This window comes from Bifidobacterium colobi, assembly GCF_018555455.1.
Taxonomy (GTDB): Bacteria; Actinomycetota; Actinomycetes; order Actinomycetales; family Bifidobacteriaceae; genus Bifidobacterium; species Bifidobacterium colobi.
Window position 1 is genome coordinate 46384 of the sequence record NZ_JAFEJU010000006.1, and the last position, 22326, is coordinate 68709.

Consider the following 22326-nt stretch of genomic DNA (forward strand, 5'->3'; position numbering starts at 1 on the left):
GCTGTGCACGGATGTGCAGAAAAGACCGAATATTTGCACATATGTGCAATACGCTGGCAATGACGCACTATTGAGTGCCGAACAAGCGCCATACGATGCTGAAAATGCGAAGGGCCGCACCTGCGGTGTGCAGATGCGGCTCTTGACGTAACGTCAGCTATCAGCGGGCATCGCGCCCGCAGTGGCTCACTTGTTGGAGTTGGTCAGCACGCGCGGACCATTCGGATCGCCGACGATGACCTTGTCCACCATGTTGAGGAACAGGCCATGCTCCACCACGCCGACGGTGGTGATGAGATCCTCAGCCAGCTCCTGCGGGTGGTCGATGCGCTCCAGGTGCAGGTCGACCACGAAGTTGTTCTCGTCGGTGCGCACTTCCTTGCCGTCGGCGTCGAGACGCAGCACCGGCTTGTAACCCTTGGCTTCGAACTTCTTGATTACGTGGCCTGCGCCGAACGGAATCACCTCAACCGGCAGCGGGAACTTGCCGATGGTGTCCACAACCTTGGACTCATCCACGATCCAGACGATCTGGTTGGAGTTGGTGGCCACGATCTTCTCCCACAGCAGGGCAGCGCCGCCGCCCTTGATGCCGTTGAAGTTCTTGTCCACTTCGTCGGCACCATCGATGGTGATGTCGATGTGATCCACATCGTCAATGTCCACGATCTTGATGCCGTAGCTTTCAGCCTGAGCCTGGGTGCGGCGAGAGGTGGTTACGCCGGTGAACTCCAGACCTTCCTCCTGGTGACGGCGGCCTAGCTCATCCACCAGGAACTTCACGGTGGAGCCGGTGCCGAGACCGGCGATCATGCCATCCTGAATGAGCTTGGCGGCTTCGATGCCGGCGGCCTTCTTCAGCGCGTCCTGCTGAGCCTTATCCATGGGTGTTCTCCTTTGTTTTCCTTGGGTTCAACCGTATGTGTTAACGGTGTAAAGCCTTCCCTCTTATCCTAACGCGGGTGAGCGAATTTGTGCCCTCGTGTCCGTTTCCTATGCATATGCGTGCGGCTGTGTGATGTGATATTCATCGCACAGCCATGACACGCGGAAGAACATGGGCGGTAGGCCAGCTTATTTACGGTAGAACGGCGCATTGGTGATGACGAGATTTCCGTCACCGTCCACATACCCCTCAATCGCAATGGTGCCGGAGATCGGCATCGGCTGACCATTGAAATACGGGCTGGTTTTCGGTGCAGGGGAGAAGACCAGAGTGCCGGAAACGGTCAGGCCGCTTGGTGTGCCCTGAGCTGAGGCGGGACTTGCACTGATATTCGTTGTTGCGACCTGCTCAGTCGACTGTGCTGATTCGGTTGCTGCGGTGACTGCTGTAGGTTCGTTTGATTTCGACTGTGCGCTGTCTTCCGCAGTACTATCATCGCTGCCGAAGTCAAAATCAGGTACTCCCTCAGGCTCGGCCAGCATATCAGCGAGCGATGGTTTGGATTGTGCTGCTGAGGAACCGGCTGCGCTCGGCGCAGGCTTGCGCAGTTCGGCGGCATCGGCCTTGCCTTCCAGCACCAACTGCACATCCGGCGGCACGTCGGTGCCATGCGCATATTCGGAGTGCAACAATGATTGCCAACCTTCAATCGGCAGGTAGCCATCACGCGCACCGGAGCGGCAATCGCCGGCATACGTGCGCGCGAGCTCATCCACAAGCTCATTACCGGCATTACCGGCGTGCCCCTTGACCCATTTGAAGTTCACCGGACCGGGCCGCTTGGAAATCTCAGCGTCAATCGCCTTGATCAGCTCCACATTCTTGACCGGCTTCTTCTGTGAGTTCTTCCAACCGTTGCGTTTCCAACCCTTCACCCACGTGGTTGAGCAGTTGATTGCGTATTGCGAATCGGATTCGATGAGCAACGGCTCCGAGCCAGGATGCGCGCGTAGTGCTTCAAGCACCGCGCACAGCTCGCCGATCTGGTTGGTGCCGTTCGTGGCGCCGCCGGCATCGTAGCCGTGCTCATCATGCTCATGTCCAGGCGTGCCGCCGGCGTTCTTCGCGTGGTCGGCCCACGCCCAGCCCATTGGGCCATTGGGATTGCCCAGTGCCGAGCCGTCTGTAGATACCACAATCGTGTTTGTGTCAGTCATGTTGTTCACTGTAACGCAAGGCTTCATATCATCGTTCGCCACGCGAGCTATGCGCGGATACTTAGCACTTCGCAACAGAAACTGTGATGTATATCACAGGTATTGACTTTGTGCGCAAAACCTGCCATCGCGCGCGCACGAATACGAAACAAGTACCTCGAAAAACAAGTCTTTTTTTCCAAAAAAATCCCCAATATATTGCGATTGGATTCTGCGGATGTCACCCGTCAGCTACTCATAGGGAATTCGGGGTGAACAGTGCGTGGAACGTTAATGCTCAAATACCGAGAAGACGAGAATGAAAGGAATCACATGTTCTCGAAGGTAACAACACGCTCCGGTCGCTCCGCTGCGGCAATCGCTGCTGCAGCAGTGTCCGTGGCGATGCTCGGCGCTGGTGTAGTGGCACCCACAGCATCGGCCGCCGAAGCCGGTGATCTCAACGCCAGCAACGTCACATTCCAGTGGGGCGTGAACGATGAAACCGGCGGCGGCGCCTACTTTGGCGGCTGCAACTTCCTATCCGCAGGCGAGGCCGGCGACAATGGCGCGGCCGGCATCTGGCCGAACGACAACACGTTCTACAGCACCAAGTCCGGCAATGTGGAAGTGTTGAAGCCCACTGCTGATGGCACACTTGCCGAACCAACATGGAAGACCAAGTGCACCAACCAGTACGGCACCAGCATCAACGGCAAAACCGCTGGCATGACATTCAAGCCCACGAATGCCGCGGCAGGCACGCCCGAAGAGCAGCCGACCTACTCAGGCAACGTGGTGCGCATCTCCAACGGCACCGGTACCGTCAACCCGGATACCGACTCCGCTCACATCGAATGGAAGGGATCCTTCACCATCGTCTATTACGGTGGTATGACCTACTGGTCCATCACCGATCCGGTGCTGGATGTCAAGAACGGCCAGGGTGTGATTACCGCCACCGCTTCCGGCTATGGTGCCGACATGGATGATGCATCCAAGTGGCTCAAGCTGGATCCGCAGGAGATTCACATCGCCGATCTCAAGAACACCAAGGTGGATGTGACCGACAAGGGCATCACCGTGACCCCGGACTTCCTCGGCGTGGAAGTTCCCGAAGATGTGGCCGGTCGCAACGATCAGGCTGAGAAAACCGATGCCAATGCCGCATGGTGGGGTTCCTTCCCTGCTTCCTGGCTGAAGTTCTCGATGCTGACCGGACAGACCTCCTACTGGTGGACTTCCGCAGGCACTGCGAAGTCGATTCAGATTCGTAAGCCGGCCTCGCCGATTACCATCACCTACACAGCTGAAGCTCCTGCAACCGTGCCGGACGCTCCGTCCAAGCCGACAGCAACCGCAGCCTCCACCTCTTCGGTCAAGGTTGATTGGAATGCGCCCGCGAACGACGGCAATTCCGCCATCACCGGATACACCGTGACTCTGATTCCATCCGCCGGCGAGCAAGTCACCAAGGATGTGGATGCCAACACCACTTCCGTGACCTTTGACAAGCTCACCGCACAAGGCATCTCCTACACGGCAACCGTTACCGCCAAGAACGCCCAGGGCGAGTCAGCTCCTTCTGCCGCATCCGACGCCGTGACCCCGAATGCCAATCCGTCTGCTGATTTGTCCGTAACGGTGACGCCTACCGCCGAAGTCGATCCGGACGCCGACACCACGTTCACCGTCAAGGGCACCGGTTTCACCGGTGGTGCAGCCAGCATGGGCGCCTATGTGGTGGTTGCTGACGCCGCCAAGTGGAACAAGGGTCAGACTCCGACCGGCGATCGCGACCAGTTCGTTACCTCTGCTTGGGTCAAGCCAGCCAGCATCGCGAATGGTGAATTCACCACCACCGTTACCGTTCCGGCAGGTACGTTCGATCGAACCAAGAACTACGTCATCGGTACGATGGCCGCACATCAGCTCTCTCTGACCGATCGTCGTCTCGACACCGCTACGGCAGTCACCTTCAAGGCGCAGCCTCAGGCTCCTGAAGCTCCGGCCAAGCCGACCGCATCCGTGCCGGCAGCAGGCTCGGTGCAGGTCGACTGGGCGGCTCCCGCCAACGATGGTGGCTCCGCCGTCACCGGGTACACGGTGACGTTGAGCCCGGTGAATGGTAACGGCGAAGTCAAGACCCAGGATGTTGCCGCCGGTCAGACTACGGTCACGTTCACTGGTCTTACCGCCAAGGGCGTTGCCTACACGGCGACCGTCACTGCCTCGAACAAAGCCGGCACTTCCGCCGCTTCCGAGGCTTCCGATGCCGTGACCCCGACGCCGGCAACCGCTCCTGGAGCAGTCAAGAACGTTCAGATTAAGACTGCCGGTGCCAAGGAACTGTTGGTGAGCTGGGAGCAGCCGGACGACAACGGTGGTTCCGCCATCACCGGCTACACGGTGACGCTTACCGCCGAACAAACCAAGGCTAAGGCTGCATCGCTGAAGCAGACCGTGGATGCCGACAAGCTGCAGGCGCTGTTCACCGACCTTGACCCGGCGGTCAAGTACACCGCAGCAGTGGTGGCGTTGAATGCACAGGGTTCCAGCACTGCTACAGCCAGCGATCTCAACAATGCCGTGGCTCCGCTCGCACCATCCACCGATGGCAACACGAACAACAATGGTGGCGGCCAGGGCACTACCACGCCTGATTCCAACAACAACCAGAACTCTGGCAACAACCAGAACTCTGGCAACAACCAGAACAACAGCAATGCCAACCAGTCTGGTGACGGTAACACCGACACCAACGGCAAGCTGAGCAACACTGGTGTCGCAGTGGCCGGCCTGGCGGCCGTCTCCGTACTGTTCGCCATCGCAGCCGGCGTGGTCACCATCCTGCGCCGCCGCGCATAGGTTGCGGAGCTGCCACCGCGCTCCACATCGCACTATTGAGCACTACTGCGCACTACTGAAGAGTCAGTAATCCAACGGTGTTGTCGCCCTGCCGCACTCGGCAAGGCGGCAACACCGCCCCATCATGAAAGGCATCCCCATGCATCGCGGACATATGATTGCCGATTCCCGCCGCGGCAAAGCCACCACGCTTGCGGCGTTCATCGTGGTCCTATGCCTGACCATGCTCACTGGATGCGCCAACATCGGCACCATTTCCGAGGCCAGCCTCGAATCATGCACGGTGCCGGATGCGTCCACCGAGCCGAATCCGCCGCAGCTGCCGAACGTCACTCAGACACAGTTGCGCGATCCGCGCACCATTGAAGGCCCGACCACCGCCTATACCAGATCCGACCAGATTATTCCCATCAGCAATGTACCGTTCGAGGAACAGCAGTTGCCGGTGACCGTGAAAAGCGCGGATGGGCCCGAGCAAACCGTCACCGATACCAGTCGTATTTTGGCGTTGAACCAGAACGGCGGCCTTGCCGCAGCCGTCTACGCACTTGGTTTTGGCTGCAATCTTGTTGGCCGAGATACCGCAACCGGTTCCTCGGGAATGGACAAACTGCCCAAGGTGACGGTGAACGGCATGGACCTGAATGCGGAAGCCATTCTGGCGTTGGAGCCGACTGTGATCATCACCGACACCAGCATCGGCCCCTATGATGCGCAGCTGCAAATCAGACAATCAGGCATACCGGTGGTGTTCGTGCCATTGGCTTCCGATAAAGGTGTTGCTGGAGTCGGCTCGCAGATTCAGGCTGTGGCCGATGCGCTTGGCGTCAGCGAACTGGGCAAGCAATTGGTCAAACGAACCAACAGCGAAATCAGTCAGACCATCCAGACGATTCAACGCACCATGGCACCGGCTGATACCAAACGCAAACCGCGCATCGTATTCCTCTATGTGCGCGGCAAGTCCATCTACTACTGGTTCGGTGAAGGCTCTGGCGCTGATTCGTTGATTCAATCGATTGGCGCAAACGATGTGGCCAAGGAAGTCGGCTTCCAAGGCATGGCTCCCACGAATTCCGAGGCGCTGATCAAAGCCAAGCCGGATGTGATTCTTGCCATGACCTTGGGCATTCAATCGGCTGGAGGGCTCGACGGCATGCTGGACATGCCTGGCATCAAGGAGACGCCGGCCGGTCAGCATCGACGCGTGGTGGATATGAGCGATTACGAGATCATGAGTTTCGGTCCGCAAACCGCACAGGTGCTCGCCGCGCTCGCTACCGCGGTATATGCCCCGGATCAGGCATATCAGCCCAGCAAGAAACCGGAAGTGATTCAGAAACGTCTTGATGAAATGCAGCAGGAGAGTAACCAATGAGCGCAATGCATAGGCGAACCCAAGCATATACGGTACCCGCTGCGGTGCGTGACATTGCGGGGAATGATCCTGTACTTTCCCCAAGCCGCAATCGCAACGAGCAGGCGGAGCGCGAGCGTGCCGCCAGAATCAGCGAGAACGCCGCCGATCTTGGATTGGCCGGCCGGCAGCATATGGGCAAAACCGCATTGACCATTACCGTGCTGATAGTAGGTCTGGTGGTCATGACATTGGTCTCCGCCTCGCTCGGCCAGCTCATCATCCCATTCGATCAAGTGGTCGGGTCGGTGCTGAACAAGGTTGGTATTCATTGGCTGGAAGGGCCGCAACGGGCATTCGGCAATGAGGCGTTATGGAATGTGCGTTTCCCGCGCATTGTGATGGCTATGGTGGTTGGTGCTTCGCTGGGTGTGGCAGGTGCCGTGATGCAGGGTGTTTTCGGCAATCCTTTGGCTGAACCGGGTACGGTGGGCGTCTCTTCCGGAGCGGCGGTCGGTGCGAGCTGCTCGATTCTTATGGGGTGGAATTTCCTCGGTGCGTTCACCACGCCGTTGCTTGCCTTCTGCTGCGGCCTGTTCACCACGTTGGCCGTGTACGTGCTGGCTCGGCGCAACGGACGCACCGAAGTCGTGACATTGATTCTAACCGGTGTGGCGGTGAACGCCATTGCCGGTGCCCTGATCTCGTTCTTCACCTTTGCGGCTCCCACATCCGCTCGCGATCAGATTGTGTTCTGGCAGATGGGTTCGTTCAACGGATCGCGATGGCAGCAAGTGGCTTTGGTGGCCCCCATGTGCGTTATCGGTGTGATCGCAGTGCAGTTTACGGCTCACCAACTGGATCTGCTATCGCTGGGAGAAAAGCCCGCGCGACACCTCGGTGTGAATGTGGAACGGCTGCGTTTCGTATCGATGCTGATTGTGGCGTTGCTGGTGTCTTCAGCAGTGGCATTTTCCGGCATCATCGCATTCGTCGGCTTGGTGGTGCCGCATCTGCTGCGCATGATTATTGGTCCCGGCCATCGTTCGCTGTTGCCGGCTTCCGCACTGGGAGGCGCATTGTTGCTTACCATCGCCGACTTTGCCGCGCGAACCACCATTCAATTTGCCGATCTGCCTATCGGCATGCTGACTTCCCTGGTCGGCGGACCGTTCTTCTTCTGGCTGCTTCGCCGCAGCCGTTCTAAGTCTGGAGGTTGGGCATGAGCATCGCCATCACCATGCCTTGGCAGCAGATTCACCGAGCACCGCAGCCGCCACAGGTAGGTGATGTGGTGCTCGAACTGGAGCATGTCAGTGTCGATATCGAAGACCGTCATATTTTGCACGATGTGAATTTGGATATTCGAGCGGGCGAATTGCTCTCCGTCGCCGGCCCGAATGGTGCCGGCAAGTCCACCATGCTGAACGCCATCACCGGTGATCTGCCGATTTCCAGCGGGCGAATCAGCGTGTTCGGTGAACCTATCGCCGCATGGGATGCCACGGAACTGGCGATGCGCCGCGCTGTGCTGATGCAGAACGTGGACGTGACCTTCCCCTTTACCGTGAAGGAAATCGTTGCCATGGGGCGCTCGCCGTGGGAAGGCACGCCCGAGGAACTCGATGATGGCATGATCGTGGAATCCGCAATGGCCATGACCGAAGTCACGCCGTTGCAAGACCGCGTCTATACGTCGTTGTCTGGCGGTGAACGCGGGCGCGCCGCTTTCTCACGCGTGTTGGCTCAGGCAACGCCAATCCTCCTGCTGGACGAGCCGACCGCGGCCATGGATATCAAGCATCAGGAGATGCTGATGCGCCTGGGGCGTGATTATGCCGAGGCCGGTTGCGCTGTGGTGGTGATTGTGCATGCGTTGGATGCGGCTGCCGCATGGTCCGATCGCGTAGTGCTGTTGGATGGCGGTGAAGTGCGTGCTGTGGGCACACCGGAGGACGTATTCACTGCGCAACGATTGTCTGATGTGTACCAATGCCCGATTGAAGTGTTGCCTCGTGCGGACGGGGGATTGGTGATTGTGCCCCAGCGGCCGGTGATTGAGCGGCATATCTACGGTAAGCGTGCGTCCCACGATGCTGCCCATATGTCTACACAGGAGTATGAGTCATGATTACGATGTTCAGCGCGCGCAGCCATGAATCCGGTCGTCATGCCGCCCATCGTGCAGGTCATGGTGTTGTGCGGCGTACCGTCCAGATGATGCTGGCCATTGCCTTCGCCGTAACGTGTGCGATGGCGGGCCTGACGACCATTCCCCTCCCGTCCGCTCACGCCGCCGGTGCCACGGTGACCACCAATGTGGAAGGCGGCACCTTGAATCCGGACGGTGAAACCACCGTGGATTTGAGTGGTAGTGGATTCCAGTCGGTGCAAGGCGGTTTCGGCGGCATCTACGTGCTCTTCGGTTGGGTAAGCGATCCTAATGGTGGCGCATGGCGCCCGTCGCAAGGCGGCATTACCGGCGAAAACTACCGCTATGTGCCGGATAACGAGAATAATCCAACTGGTTATGACGTATTCGTGGCATTCCCCGGAAGCTCCACTGAGAGCGCGGCCAACGGCGGAACCATTGCCTCAGATGGCACATGGCATGCCAAAATCACCGTGCCGGGTGCCAAATTCACCAGTTATGATCGTGCCGGCAATCCCGCCGATGTGGACTGCACCACCACGCAGTGCGGCATTATCACCATCGGCGCACACGGTGTGGTCAATGCGAACAATGAAACCTTCACGCCGTTGACGTTTGGCAGCGCACAGGAACAATCCAGCGACAGTGGTGATTCCGCCACGCACAACAATGATGGAACCAATGCGAACACGACTGCAGCACAGGCCAAGAAGTCCAATAACGCCAGTGCAGTCACTGGAAACGGCGGCACTGCCGGAACCGCTGAGGAAGGAACGACTATGACGGTTATGCCTACGCTCGGTATCGCCGGATGGCTTATCGTGGCTGCAATCATCATCCTGGGCATCGCCATCATCGTGCTGGCTGCCGGAGTCGGCGGATACCTTGCCGTCAAATCATTGCTGCTCGGCGTCTCGCCCGCAGCAATGGACAAGGAAATCGCACGGCGAGAACGCAAAGCCGAAGATGTGCGCATACGCGAACAGATGAAATCCATCAAACGTCAGCGGAAACAGTACCAGCAGCTGGCCAAAGCACAGGCGAAAGCCGATCGCATCCAAGGTATCGTGCTGCCGGATGAAGTGCCGGCGCGCGCAGCATCAGCAGTACCGCAGACCGATTCCATGCCGAACGCTCCCGTCACCGGCAATACTGCTGCCGATACTGCTACCAACGCCGTATCAAACGCGGCATTGGCAACCGGGGGAGTGGATGCGGCACAGACCATGGCCCTGCCTGCGATCCATGATCCGTTCGCACAATCGAATGCAGCCGAGTCCCAGTCTCGTGCTGATATTCGAGGATTCTTCACCAATCATCAGGGAGCGCAGGAAGGCGGCAACGTATGAGCATCGCACGCACCATAATGAAAACCATATGTGCCGTAAGCTCGGCCGTGGCGGTCTGCTCCGGATCATTGGCGCTGATTGTGCCGGCATTCGCGCAAGATGGTGATGCAAGCGCAACGCTGAGCGTCAATGATGCTGTCTTTGATTGGGGCGTGAACAACGAATCCGGCGGCGGCGCATATTTCGGCGGCTGTAACTTCCTTTCCGCAGGCGTGGCCGGAGACAACGGTGAAGCCGGCATCTGGCAGGAAAACAAAGGGCTATACCGTACTTCCGACGGCAATGTGTCGATATTGAAGCCCGCGGCTGACGGCAGTTATACAGCACCGGATTGGTCCACCAAATGCACAAACCAATACGGTTCCAATATCAGTGGCAAAACAGCGGGACTTACGTTCACTGCTTCCAACCCTGCGCAAGGCGCACCTGCCGAACAGCCGACATATTCCGGCAATATCGTACGAATCAGCGGCGGTACCGGTACAGTGAACGCATCCACGGATACGGCGCACCTTGCATGGCAGGGCAGTTTCACCATCGTCTATTACGGTGGCATGACCTACTGGTCGCTCACCGATCCCGTGCTCGATATCAACGACGGTAAAGGAAGCATGACCGCCACGGCTTCAGGCTATGGCGCGGATATGGATGACCCCACGAAATGGGTGAAATTGGACACCCAGACGATTCATCTTGCGGACTTTGAGCGTGCCGATGTCGATGTGACCGCCGAAGGCATTACCGTAACGCCGGACTATCTGGGTGTCGCGGTGCCGGAAGGTGTTTCCGGCCGCAATGACCAGGCCGAACAAACCGATGCCAATGCCGCATGGTGGGGCGCGTTCCCCGAATCCTGGTTGCAGTATGCCTCACTGACCGGGCAAACCTCATACTGGTGGACCTCGTCGGGTGGCAAGAACACCATCCAACCGCGTAAGCCTGCCTCTCCGATCGCTATTGCTTGGGGAGGCAAAACCCCGGTCATGCCTGATACTGGAGGCAATAACGGATCCGGTGGCGGCTCCAATGGCGGGGACAACGGTTCCGGAGACAATGGAAACAACGGCGACAATGGAAACAATGGCGGATCCGACAACAACGGGTCTGGGGACAACAACGGTGATAACAACGGCGGCAACAAGCCGGAAACCGGCGATACCACGCTCTCCGGCGTGACCTTGCGCTGGGGCATCAACGACGAAACCAATTCCGCGGCGTTCTATGGCGGCTGTAACTTCCTTGCCGCCGGCGTTGCAGCGAACACCGGAGCCTCCAAAGTCTGGGATGCCAGCCTGTACAAAGCAACCGACGGCAATGTCAGCATTCAAAAGCCGGATTCGAATGGCCAGTGGGTGACTGCTTCCTGGGAATCGAAATGCCTTACCCGAGACGGCAGCACAGTCACCATGGCCAAGCGCGCCGACGGGCGATCCATCAACACCGAATCACAGGTGGTCGTCAGCAATGGCACCGGCACGGTCAAGGCCGATGGCAGCACCACCATCAGCTGGAAAGGCTCATGGAGCGTGGTGTTCTACGGTGGTATGACCTACTGGTCGCTGACCAATCCAACGCTGACCTTGGACTCCAACGGCAATGGCAGTCTCACTGCCACGGCTTCCGGTTACGGTGCCTCGATGGAGGATTCCAGCAAGTGGGTGACGCTCACTCCGCGTGAGATTCATGTGGCTGATTTCAGTGGTGGGAACGCAGTGGATGTCAAGCAGGCGCTCGCCGATCACGGCTTCACGGCGACGCCCGACTATCTCGGCGTTGCGGTGAACGCCAGCGGCGATCATGGTTCCCAAGCCAGCAAAGACAGTGCCAATGCCTCCTACTGGGGTGCTTTCCCGCAGTCATTTGTGAATTTCCAGATGGAAACCGGGCAGTCCGCGTACTGGTATACCTCGAATAGTTCGCGTGACTTCGCCAAACCCACACTGCCGTTGAGTGTGCAGTATGACTCCTCGTATCAGGTATCCGCCGGTGCGGGTAGTCCGGCTGCGGCCACGGCTGCCGGCGGCGTGAAATCGAACGGCAGTACCACGAAAAACGGTACCGGCAGTACCAAACAGTCAGGTTCCACGCAACAGTCTGCCAATGCGGCTGATAACGGTACTACTGCGGATCAGTCAACGGTATTGTCTGCTGATGATGCAGGGGACTCATCGATGATGATTGCCGACAATGCCGCGACTATCGCGCTTGGTTCGGGCAGTGTGGCTGCGGCTAGCGCGCTGCCGCTCGGCATTGGCTGGATACTGCGGCGCAAGCTTGGTTTGGATGCTGCAGTGGAGCTCGATAAGCGACTTGGACTGTAGCGGACTGTAGTCGGTTGGTAATGGTGCGAGGAGATGCTCGCCAATAGCAAGGAACCGCCACCCGAATGACTCGGATGGCGGTTCCTCGTGGTATGGAATCAATGGTTGCGCACCCTACTCACAGTAGAGTGCGCAGCAGTGTCACTCGCTCAGTGCCTTGTCGACCACGAGCTTGGCTTCGTCAAGCACCTTGTCGAGCGCTTCAGGGCTCTCGAAGGACTCGGCGTACACCTTGTAGATGTTCTCGGTGCCGGAAGGACGGGCCGCGAACCAGTTGTCCTTGGTGGTGACCTTCAGGCCGCCGATCTTGGCGTGGTTGCCCGGAGCCTCGGTGAGCTTGGCGGTGATGTCTTCGCCGGCGAGCTGGGTGGCGGTCACATCGTCACCGGTGAGCTTGGCGAACTTTTGCTTCTGCTCAAGGGTGGTCGGGGTGTCGACGCGCTTGTACCAGGATTCACCGAAGCGAGCCACCTGATCCTTGTGCAGTTCAGCCGGGTTCTTGCCGGTCTTGGCGGTGATCTCGGCGGCCAGCAGGTCGGGGATCAGACCATCCTTATCGGTGGTCCACACACGACCGTCACGGCGCAGGAAGCTCATACCGGAGCTTTCCTCGCCGCCGAAAGCGACCTCGCCGGTGAACAGCGGCTCGACGAACCACTTGAAGCCGACCGGAACCTCAACCAGCTTGGCGTTGATGGAAGCGGCCACACGGTCGATCAGGGAGGAGGAGACCAGCGTCTTGCCGATGCCTGCGCCAGCCGGCCAATCCGGACGGTTGCCGCCGAACAGGTATTCCACAACCACGGCGATGTAGTGGTTCGGGTTCATGACGCCCCAGTTCGGGCAGACGATACCGTGACGATCGGCATCCGGATCGGTGCCGCCGACCAGATCGTACTTGTCCCATGCGCCGGCGTTGAGCTCGTCGACCAAGCCCTTCATGGCGTACGGGGACGACGGATCCATACGAATCTTGCCGTCGTGATCGATGGTCATGAAGCGCCAGGTCGGATCGACCTCAGGACGCACCACGCCGATGTTCAGGCCGTACTTCTCGTTGATGAGCGGCCAGTAGTTCACGGAAGCGCCGCCGAGCGGGTCGATGCCGAGACGCACGCCGGAGGAACGAATCACATCGAAGTCGATGACGTTCTTCAGATCATCAACGTAGTGCTCGCGGAAGTCGAAGCCCTCGACGTACTCGGACTTGATGGCCTCCTCGTACGGCACACGCTTGATGTTCTTGTAGTCGCCGAGCAGCTCGTTGGCACGAGCAGCGATGGCGTTGGTGGTCTCGGCCGGAGCCGGGCCGCCGGTGACGGGGTCGTACTTGAAGCCACCATCGGTCGGCGGGTTGTGGGACGGGGTGACGACGATGCCGTCGGCAAGGCCTTCGCCTTCGAAACGCTGGGTGCCGTCAGCCGCACGGTTGTGGGTCAGGATGGCCTGGGAGACCACAGGGGTGGGCACGAAGTCATCGCGGGAGTCGATGCGCACGTGCACGCCGTTGGCCACGAGCACTTCGATGGCGGTCTTCTTGGCCGGACCGGAGAGCGCGTGGGTGTCGGAGCCGAGGTACAGCGGGCCGGTGACGCCAGCCTGCTTACGGTATTCGGCGATGGCCTGGGAAATGGCGATGATGTGAGCCTCGTTGAACGAGGTCTTCAGGGACGATCCGCGGTGGCCGGAGGTGCCGAAGATGACACGCTGCTCGGGAACGGACGGATCGGGGACGAGGTCATAGTACTTGCCGATGACCTCATCGACGTTGATCAGATCTGCTGGGGTGGCGGGTAAGCCCGCATTTTTTGCTACCATGCTTCCCTATTGTGCCACGGATTTCAACGTTTTGGACGCAGCAATGTTAAGAGTTGTCAACTTTTGTGCGAATGGCAAAACAATGAGGCGGCGACACGCTGATAAAGATGCTCGGGGCCGCTGGAAAAAATGGCAAAACCGGCACAACTCACACAATGGCCGGTATCGCATCCCGGAATATCCAGAAGCGATACCGGCCATCAGGCGAGGAAAACAGGTTGAGCGGTTAGCTTAAGCGAATCAGTGGCGGGAAATCTCCTGCTCGATCTCCTCCAGCGACTTGCCCTTGGTTTCAGGCACGAAACGCAGCACGAACGGGATGGAGAGTGCGGCGAACACGCCGAAGATGGCGAACGGGCCACCCACGTTGTTGCCGAACGCATCCAGCAGCACGAGGAAGAACTGGGAGACGATGAAGTTGCCCAGCCAGTTGGCGGCGGAGCCGAAGGATGAGCCGATGCCGCGCACGGACAGCGGGAAGATCTCGCCGATGAGCACCCAGGCGATCGGACCCCAGGAAACCGCGAAACCGAGGATGTAGAAGGCGATGAGAATCATGGTCGGCACGGCGAGCACGGCAACGTCACCCACGAAGTTCATCACGGCGAGAATGGCGAGGGAGACGGTCATCACAATGGAGCCGAAGATCAGCATGCCCTTGCGCGGGAACTTGTCCATGATCATCGTGGCCACGATGGTGGAGACGAAGTTCACCACGCCGATGCCCACGGACACCCAGATGGCATCCGCCTCAGGGAAGCCGAAGCCCTTGATGAACACCTGCGGCAGGAAGTAGATCACCGAGTTGATGCCCACGAGCTGCTGGAAGAGCATGATGCCGATGGCGGCGACGAGTGCCGGACGGGCGATGCGGAACAGTTCGCGCACGCCACCCTTGGTGTCCTGAGCGGCAACAGCCTTGATCTCGTCGAGTTCCAGCTGCACCTGAGCCTGGTCGACATCCTTGCGAATCAGCGTCAGCACCTTGAAGGCGTTGCGCTCGTCACCCTTGTTCACCAAGTAGCGCGGGGATTCCGGCAGCATGATGCCGCCGATCAGCAGCAGTGCGGCCGGCACCAATGCGGAGCCGAGCATCCAACGCCAATCGCGCGCGCCGAGCAGATTGTGGCCAAGGAAGCCGAGGTTGGAGGCGTAGGCCAGCAGGATGCCGAACGTGATCATGAGCTGGAACAGTGTGGAGAGCGAGCCGCGGCGCTCCTTCGGCGCGAGCTCGGCCAGATAGGCCGGGGTGAGGGCGGATGCGGCACCCACGGCGAGGCCCAGGATGATGCGGGCGGCGACCATCATCAGGAAGCCGGTGGCGGTGGCGCACATGCCGGAGCCGATGAGGAACAGGATGGCGGAGACGATGAGCAGCTTCTTGCGGCCGAACTTGTCGGACAGGGCGCCGATGGACAGTGCGCCGGCGCAGGAGCCGATGAGCACCGAGGAGGTGATGAAGCCGGTCTGGGAGACGCTCAGGCCGAAGTCGGATTCAATCAGCGGGGAAGCGCCGGAGATAATGCCGGTGTCGAAGCCGAACAACATGCCGCCGAGAGCGCCGAACGTGAAGATGAATGAGCTGTTGAGCGGGAATCGGGAGGAGAATCCGCGAGATTCCGCCGCTTCGATGGTTTCGATGGTGCTGGTTGCAATGTTCGCCATTGCGTTGGCGCTGTTTTCGAGCGCCTCGGTGGCCTCGGATGCCACGTTCGTTGATGCGGCTGTGGTGTTTGCCGTCGTCATTGCTGTCGTTCCTTTCATCGCCGTTGACGGAGTGCGTTCGTCGCGCCCCATGTGCTGCGTGCAGGCAGTACCTCGTTGTGCCACCGAAAACAAAAAAAGACCTGGAACAACGTGGAACATGCGCATCCAAAACAATAAGCAGCAACAAATGCCGTAGTTGGATATGCAAATTCCACATCGCTCCAGGTCTTGCCTCGTTTCCAAGTAACAACCCTGCTACGCAACGTGTGAAGAACAGAATACGACGTTTCCATGCGCGACACTCCGATGACAAGCGAATTTCTGCAATCGTTTGCGGTCTTCGGCGCACAGCCGAGGCGTGCGCGCTGGTTCGCGAATGACGAAGTCCGTCCAGAGCGAACAGGCTGGGCGGATGGACAAAGCTCGACTCCATGCGAGACAATAACGGAAACGCAGGGTATCGGCGAAGGGAGCGAACGGTGGCTGCATCGGCAACAATGGCCAAGGCGATTCTCGAAGCCCTCGGCGGGCCGGCAAATATTCGCGAGCTGACCCACTGCGCCACCCGACTGCATGTCACGCTCGCAGACGAGAGCAAGGCGAACCTGTCTCAGATCGAAGCCATTCCTGGGGTTTTGGGAGCATTCCCGCGCGCGGGCGGACGCTGTCAGATCATTATCGGCGGTGCGGTTGCCTCGGTGTACGAACACATGATGAGTGCTATGAAATCGGTTGCACCAGCAGTGCCGGTATTGCCGCGCACGCCGCGCGCGTGGGCCAGCGCAGTGCTTGATTACGTCTCCGATGCTTTCCGCCCGCTACTTGGCGTACTGTTGGGCGCTTCGATGATTATCGCGCTCGCCAATGCGGCCGTGGCGCTCGGCTTGACCCCGGACGGCAACACCGCGGACGGTTGGCGGGCATTGAGGGCCATCTGGGAAGTCATGTTCGTGATGCTGCCCATCATGATCGCCACCAACGCCGCGCGAAAACTCAATGTGGATCCGTGGCTCGGCGGCGCAATCATGTCCGCGTTGATGGCGCCGCAGATCGCCGGACTCCGTGGTGACATCAGCGTGTTTGGCATCGCCATTCCCATCAATGATTACAGCGGCAATGTGTTCGTGCCATTGCTGATGGTCGCGCTGCTCGCTGTGGTCTACCACGGGTTGAAGCGTGTGATTGCCGACAGCGTGCAATTGGTGTTCGTGCCATTCTGCTCGCTCGTGATTACCTACATGCTTTCCGTACTGTTCATCGGACCTTTGGGCGTATGGCTTGGTGATGAACTGGGCTCTGGCACCGCTTGGATGAACGCGCACGTGCCCTTCCTGTTTGCGCTGCTGATTCCCATGCTCTACCCGTTCCTGGTGCCACTTGGCTTGCATTGGCCGCTGAATGCGCTGATGCTGATGAACATTCAGACGTTGGGTTATGACTTTGTGCAAGGGCCGATGGGCGTGTGGAATTTCGCCTGCTTCGGTGTTACGGCAGGTGTATTGGTACTCGCCATCCGCGAGAAAGACACTGCCATGCGCCAGACGTCGCTGAGCGCATTGCTGGCCGGATTGCTCGGCGGGGTTTCCGAACTCAGCCTGTACGGCATCCATGTGCAGCATCGCCGCACCTACCGTTGGCTGCTCGCCGGGTGTGCGGCCGGAGGATTATCCAGCGCGGTGCTGAGCTGGCTGTTTCCGTCGGTGCTTCCGTCTGGGCAAGTGGTTCATGGTGTTACGACTACGGCATTTGCGTTCTCGTCGCTGTTGACTATTCCGGTGTTCGATCGCGTGTGGGTGTATGCGCTGTCCATTGCCATCGCGTTCATCATGGCGATGATGCTGACGATATTGTTCGACTATCGCACGCCACGCAAGGCAGGCGAGACTGCTGCCTCAGCGCAGCCGACAGCCGGGGCGTCTTCTATCGGAATCGCTGCTGTTGATGGTGCTGCCGATGCCGCTCAACGGCGTTGGCATACCGAATCCGCCAACGCCGTTTTCGCGCCCATCGCTGGCACGGTAGTTGGTCTGGAATCGATTGGCGACCCGGTATTCGCATCCAAGGCGCTGGGCGAGGGCGTTGGCATTAAGCCTCATGATTCGGCCGGCATTGCAGCGGTGCATGCGCCGGTGGGCGGCATCATCAAAACCGTGGCCAAAACCGGCCACGCGTTCGGCATCAAAACCGATGATGGCGTTGAAGTACTGGTGCACATCGGATTGGATACCGTAGATATGAACGGTGAGGGATTCACTGTGCAGGTCGCCAAAGGAGACCGCGTTGCTGCCGGCGATATGCTGCTGAGCGTGGACTTTGCGGCGATAACTCGTGCCGGTCATAATCCTGTTGTGGTGGTGACCGTGGTCAATACGATGGCGATGACTGCGGTGGTGCCATTGCTTGCGCCGATGGACAATCACCATACGGATAGCCGCGATAGTGGCGGGCAGCAGGGCAAACCGCGCGTGGTGACAGCTGGTGAACCTATTATCGATGTAGAGCGTTAGCAAATAGTGCAGCAATCGCATCATCGGCAACAGCAACCAACGAGGGGAGGTGCGTGATGGAAATACTGAGAGTATTCAACAACAACGTCGTGCTTGCCAAAGACGGCAATGGAGGCGAAGTAATTCTCACCGGCCGTGGTCTTGGATTCCAAGCCAAACCCGGGCAGTCGGTTGACGCATCGAAGATCGTGCGCACCTTCGTGCCTGCGGACGGGCGAGACCCCGATCATCTGGCGCAGATGCTGTCGGATATCGACCCGGAGATTATTCGCATTGTGGTGGATGCCATGAAGGACAGCGGTTTGGGGGAACGTGAGCTTGGCAGCACCACGCTGGTGATGGCGCTCGCCGACCATATCGCCGGTGCCATTGCGCGGCAGCAGCGCGGCATTGCCGTCGAATATCCGCTGGTCGGTGAAATCAGCAACCTGTATCCCAAGGAATATGAGCAGGGGTGCGTGTTGCTCAAGGCCATCAATGGCAGGCTTAGTCAGCCATTACCAGCCGGTGAGGAGACTTCGCTCGCCATGCATCTGGTGAACGCCGGCTTCGCCACGGGAGATTTGACCTATACATACACGATGACCGGTGTGATTCAGCAGATGCTCGATATCATCGAGCATGCGTACGGGTTGAAGCTCGACCGCGAATCGGTGAATGTAGGCCGATTCATCACCCATTTGCGGTACCTGTTCATTCGCATCCATCAGAACAAGCAGCTTGCCGACGAGCCGGCGCCGATTATCAATGCGATTCGCGATGCCTATCCCGAAGCACTGCGCTGCGCATCGACCATCGGCCGACTACTGGAATTGCGATTGGACGCGGACGTAAGCGAAGATGAAGTGGCTTACCTGGCCATGCATGTGGCGCGAGTCACCGCTGATGCTCGGCGGTAGTCCTGCTTGTGTGTCCCATGAGGGAGGGCGACCCTATTTGATCGGCTCCAGAATGCTCGTTGTCTCCGCGAAATCGGATGTGGCGTTCGCCGCGGCAACCTGAGCGGTCTTCAACGTGGATGTATCCGGAACGCGCACAATCAAGGCGCGCTGGTCCACAGAGAAACGGATGTGCTTGGTTTCCGGCAACATATCGCCATCCACCTGCGCCTTAGCCGGCTTCTCAAGCGTGATTTCCGCGGTGATGCCTTGCACCTGTTCCACGGTGGAATTCGTGGACAGTGGGTTCTGTTCAGGCTTGCCGGTGATGGTCTGGTGCACCACATCGCCGAACAGGTTCGCCCAGCCCAGAATGCCGCCGGTGGTGTCGATGATTTCGAAATCAAGGATGCCGTCGTCGTACGAGGCGGCGGGCATCAGTGAAAACACTGGGATCTGGCCGCAGTTGCCGGCCATAATCGTACGAAAATCAAGGTTTTTGATGGAATGGGTGGAACCATCGGCGCTGGTGATGGTGAGGTTGCCGCGGAACTTCGGCGCGAACAGGTTCTTGATGCCGCCCACGAAGTAAGCAAGCCAGCTGATGTTGGCCTTCAATGCCGGGTCGGTGTCATCGATCATGGCGGCATCGAAACCAATGCCGGCGATGATGAGGAACGCGTGGCCGTGATCGTCTTCAGGATGGTCGAGCAGACGGAGACGACCCATGTCCACCAAACGAGAGCCGTGGGAGGTGGCTACGGTTAGCGCGGCATCGATATCGTCCACGGGAATGCCCATATTGCGGGCGAACAGGTTGCCGGTGCCGATAGGAATGATGCCCAGCGCATGGCCGGTGCCGGACACCGCGCTCGCCACCGTGCGCACCGTGCCGTCGCCGCCGACGGCGATGACCACATCGGCACCATCCTCGAGCGCCTCCAATGCGCAGGCGCGACCATCCTTATCAAGCTGAGTATCGTAGAACCGAATGCGATTCAGACCTTTGGCGCGGCAGAACTCCTGAATATGCAGGCGCTGAGTGGCTGCCTGCGGCTTCGAAGGATTGATAACAAAGGCATACTGCACCTCATCATCCCTACGCTTCTCCAGTGTTTCAGCGAGCCTGCGGCGTCGCTCGGCGCGCACGGACAGCGCGATGGCTGTAATGAATCCGGCGAGCAGGAGCACTGCGGCGATAACAATAAGCACTGTGAACGTGGACTGAGGCATGATTCCTATTTGTAGTGGCAGATGGGCCGCTTCGACTAGTGCCACGCCGTTCGTGAACATTTCCTGCACGGTTGGTGAGATTAATGCGGCAGATGGTCTGCCACGTGTCGGCTTACGGCGGTAGTGTTAGGCGCATGCTTGATATTCAATTCATCCGTGAACACACTGATATCGTCAAGGAATCCCAGCGTAAGCGCGGCGAGTCCGTGGAACTCGTCGACGAAGTGCTCTCCTCCGATACCGCACGTCGTGAAGCACTGAAGGCCTTCGAAGAGGCCCGTGCCCAGCAGAAGGAAATCGGCAAGAAGGTTGCCGCCGCTCCGGCCGACGAAAAGGCCAAGCTGATCGCTGAAACCAAGGAACTCTCACAGAAGGTCGCCGAGTACAAGTCCAAGGCCGATTCCGCAGCCGAGGAATACACCACCGCCATGTGGAAGCTCTCCAACATCGTGGAGCCGGAAGCTCCTGAAGGTGGCGAGGATGATTACGTGGTGGTCAAGAAGGTTGGCCAGATTCGTGACTTCGCCGCTGAAGGCTTCGAACCGAAGGATCATCTGACCCTCGGCACCGAGGTAGCCGGCATCGATATGCGCCGTGGCGTGAAGGTTGGCGGCTCCCGCTTCTACTTCCTGCGCGGTGCTGTGGCCCGTATGCAGATCGCCATGCTGACCATGGCTGTGGATCAGGCCGAGGAGCACGGATTCGTGTTGGCCATCACCCCGACTCTGGTGCGTCCTGAGGTCATGCGCGGCACCGGCTTCCTGAACTCCCACGCTGACGAGATCTACCGTCTGCGCGAGCCCGATGACCAGTACCTGGTCGGTACCTCCGAAGTGGCTCTGGCCGGCATGCACGAGAACGAGATTCTCGACCTCGGCGACGGCCCGCTGCGTTACTGCGGCTGGAGCTCCTGCTACCGTCGTGAGGCCGGTGCCGCAGGTAAGGATACTTCCGGCATCATCCGCGTCCACCAGTTCGACAAGGTGGAGATGTTCGTCTACGCCAAGCAGGAGGACTCCTACAAGGAGCATGAGCACCTGCTGGCCATGGAGCAGGAGATGCTCGCCAAGGTCGAGGTGCCGTATCGCATCATCGATACCGCTGCCGGCGATCTCGGCTCTTCCGCCGCCCGTAAGTTCGACTGCGAGGCTTGGGTGCCGACCCAGGGCCGTTACCGCGAGCTGACCTCCACCTCCAACTGCACCGAATACCAGGCTCGTCGTCTGAACATTCGTGAGCGTATGGAAGACGGCAACACCCGCCCGGTCTCCACGCTGAACGGCACGCTGGCCACCACCCGTTGGCTGGTCGCCATTCTCGAGAACCACCAGCAGAAGGACGGTTCCATCGAGATTCCGAAGGCCATGCGTCCGTACATGGGTGGCAAGGAAGTCATCGAACCCACGAAGTGGGAGGCCTGATTTCATCAGGTCTGCCGTTGCCTCTTGCGACGCGCGCGACGCTATCGCCTATTGCCTCCCTCTGACGAGAGAGGCGGCTCGAAGAGCCGGAGGAAGAGAAGCCGGCGAAGCCGCAACGGATATGGTGCAACGGCGTCGGTGGCTTCTCCCTACCGTATGTATAATTAAACATCGTGCGCTTAAGCGGATACGCTGGAACGCACACAAGGACAGATGTCTGAGCGGTCTAAAGAGACGGTCTTGAAAACCGTTGAGGTGCAAGCCTCCGCGAGTTCGAATCTCGCTCTGTCCGCTTTCAAGGCTTCGACATAATGTCGAAGCCTTTTTCGTTTGCGGTAGTTACTGATGCCGCCACTCTCTTCACAATTTCTTCATATGTTGGATACATGCCGATGTTGCAGGCGTGGTGTTGTGTGATAATATGTAACCGGTCACAAAACCGAGCGTACAAAAGTCAATAATGCTGGAATTGTCGCTATAGTTAACGGAACTTATGCGCGACAATCCAAGGAAATGCAACGTTTCCAAGGGTGGCGCGCTGAAATTGTTAGCAAAGTTGACAATTTCCTTAAAAGGGCATAGATTGGCTATTGTTCGTCACAGAGAAGTGATGAGGCCATATAACGAAGGAGT

The 22326-nt window shown here is 58.9% G+C and carries 14 protein-coding genes and 1 tRNA gene; 10 read left to right on the plus strand and 5 right to left on the minus strand.

Going from position 1 to position 22326, the window contains the following annotated elements; translation table 11 throughout:
- Positions 1-186: 186 nt before the first annotated feature.
- Both rpiA and JS530_RS08745 read right to left on the minus strand, forming a co-directional pair.
- Entirely contained in the window at positions 187-885 is a 699-nt protein-coding gene (gene rpiA / locus JS530_RS08740) for a ribose-5-phosphate isomerase RpiA (RefSeq protein WP_214376783.1), read from the minus strand.
- Between the two features lie 189 nt (positions 886-1074).
- Entirely contained in the window at positions 1075-2037 is a 963-nt protein-coding gene (locus JS530_RS08745) for a ribonuclease H family protein (RefSeq protein WP_240541169.1), read from the minus strand.
- Positions 2038-2415: 378 nt separating this feature from the next.
- Between JS530_RS08745 and JS530_RS08750 the strand changes: the two genes are divergently transcribed.
- The 6 genes from JS530_RS08750 to JS530_RS08775 all read left to right on the plus strand — a co-directional run bounded on the left by JS530_RS08750 (position 2416) and on the right by JS530_RS08775 (position 12129).
- Positions 2416-4950 (plus strand): fibronectin type III domain-containing protein, encoded by a 2535-nt coding sequence (locus tag JS530_RS08750; RefSeq protein ID WP_214376784.1) that lies wholly within the window; start codon positions 2416-2418, stop codon positions 4948-4950.
- A gap of 139 nt (positions 4951-5089) precedes the next feature.
- Positions 5090-6328: a heme/hemin ABC transporter substrate-binding protein gene (locus JS530_RS08755; protein ID WP_214376785.1), complete on the plus strand. Its 1239-nt coding sequence runs from the start codon at positions 5090-5092 to the stop codon at positions 6326-6328.
- Entirely contained in the window at positions 6325-7533 is a 1209-nt protein-coding gene (locus JS530_RS08760; RefSeq protein WP_214376786.1) for a FecCD family ABC transporter permease, read from the plus strand. The genes JS530_RS08755 and JS530_RS08760 overlap by 4 nt, the downstream gene beginning before the upstream one ends.
- Positions 7530-8438, plus strand: coding sequence for a heme ABC transporter ATP-binding protein (locus JS530_RS08765; RefSeq protein ID WP_214376787.1), 909 nt, complete (start codon positions 7530-7532; stop codon positions 8436-8438). The genes JS530_RS08760 and JS530_RS08765 overlap by 4 nt, the downstream gene beginning before the upstream one ends.
- Positions 8435-9808 (plus strand): hypothetical protein, encoded by a 1374-nt coding sequence (locus tag JS530_RS08770; RefSeq protein WP_214376788.1) that lies wholly within the window; start codon positions 8435-8437, stop codon positions 9806-9808. Before JS530_RS08765 ends, JS530_RS08770 begins: the two co-directional genes overlap by 4 nt.
- A complete protein-coding gene (locus JS530_RS08775; RefSeq protein ID WP_214376789.1) occupies positions 9805-12129 on the plus strand; it encodes an HtaA domain-containing protein in 2325 nt (774 codons plus the stop codon). Before JS530_RS08770 ends, JS530_RS08775 begins: the two co-directional genes overlap by 4 nt.
- Positions 12130-12270: 141 nt before the next feature.
- On the opposite strand, the gene pgm is transcribed toward JS530_RS08775, so the two are convergent.
- Positions 12271-13947, minus strand: coding sequence for a phosphoglucomutase (alpha-D-glucose-1,6-bisphosphate-dependent) (gene pgm, locus JS530_RS08780; protein WP_214376790.1), 1677 nt, complete (start codon positions 13945-13947; stop codon positions 12271-12273).
- A 240-nt stretch (positions 13948-14187) separates the two neighbouring features.
- The gene (locus tag JS530_RS08785; protein ID WP_214376791.1) at positions 14188-15693 is read right to left on the minus strand and encodes a sugar porter family MFS transporter; all 1506 of its coding nucleotides are present in this window, start codon (positions 15691-15693) and stop codon (positions 14188-14190) included.
- 458 nt (positions 15694-16151) lie between these two features.
- Between JS530_RS08785 and JS530_RS08790 the strand changes: the two genes are divergently transcribed.
- Entirely contained in the window at positions 16152-18161 is a 2010-nt protein-coding gene (locus JS530_RS08790) for a glucose PTS transporter subunit IIA (protein ID WP_240541171.1), read from the plus strand.
- A gap of 56 nt (positions 18162-18217) precedes the next feature.
- Positions 18218-19060, plus strand: a complete 843-nt coding sequence (locus tag JS530_RS08795; RefSeq protein WP_214376793.1) for a PRD domain-containing protein — start codon at positions 18218-18220, stop codon at positions 19058-19060.
- 33 nt (positions 19061-19093) lie between these two features.
- Here JS530_RS08795 and JS530_RS08800 read toward each other — a convergent pair whose 3' ends face one another.
- Positions 19094-20272 carry a diacylglycerol/lipid kinase family protein gene (locus JS530_RS08800; RefSeq protein WP_214376794.1) on the minus strand — a complete coding sequence of 393 codons (1179 nt, stop codon included), beginning with the start codon at positions 20270-20272 and terminating at the stop codon, positions 19094-19096.
- A 134-nt stretch (positions 20273-20406) separates the two neighbouring features.
- Here JS530_RS08800 and serS point away from each other — a divergent pair, with 134 nt between their 5' ends.
- Together serS and JS530_RS08810 are read left to right on the plus strand one after the other, a co-directional pair.
- Positions 20407-21693: a serine--tRNA ligase gene (gene serS, locus JS530_RS08805; protein ID WP_214376795.1), complete on the plus strand. Its 1287-nt coding sequence runs from the start codon at positions 20407-20409 to the stop codon at positions 21691-21693.
- A 207-nt stretch (positions 21694-21900) separates the two neighbouring features.
- Positions 21901-21985 (plus strand) — tRNA-Ser (locus JS530_RS08810).
- Positions 21986-22326: the final 341 nt, after the last annotated feature.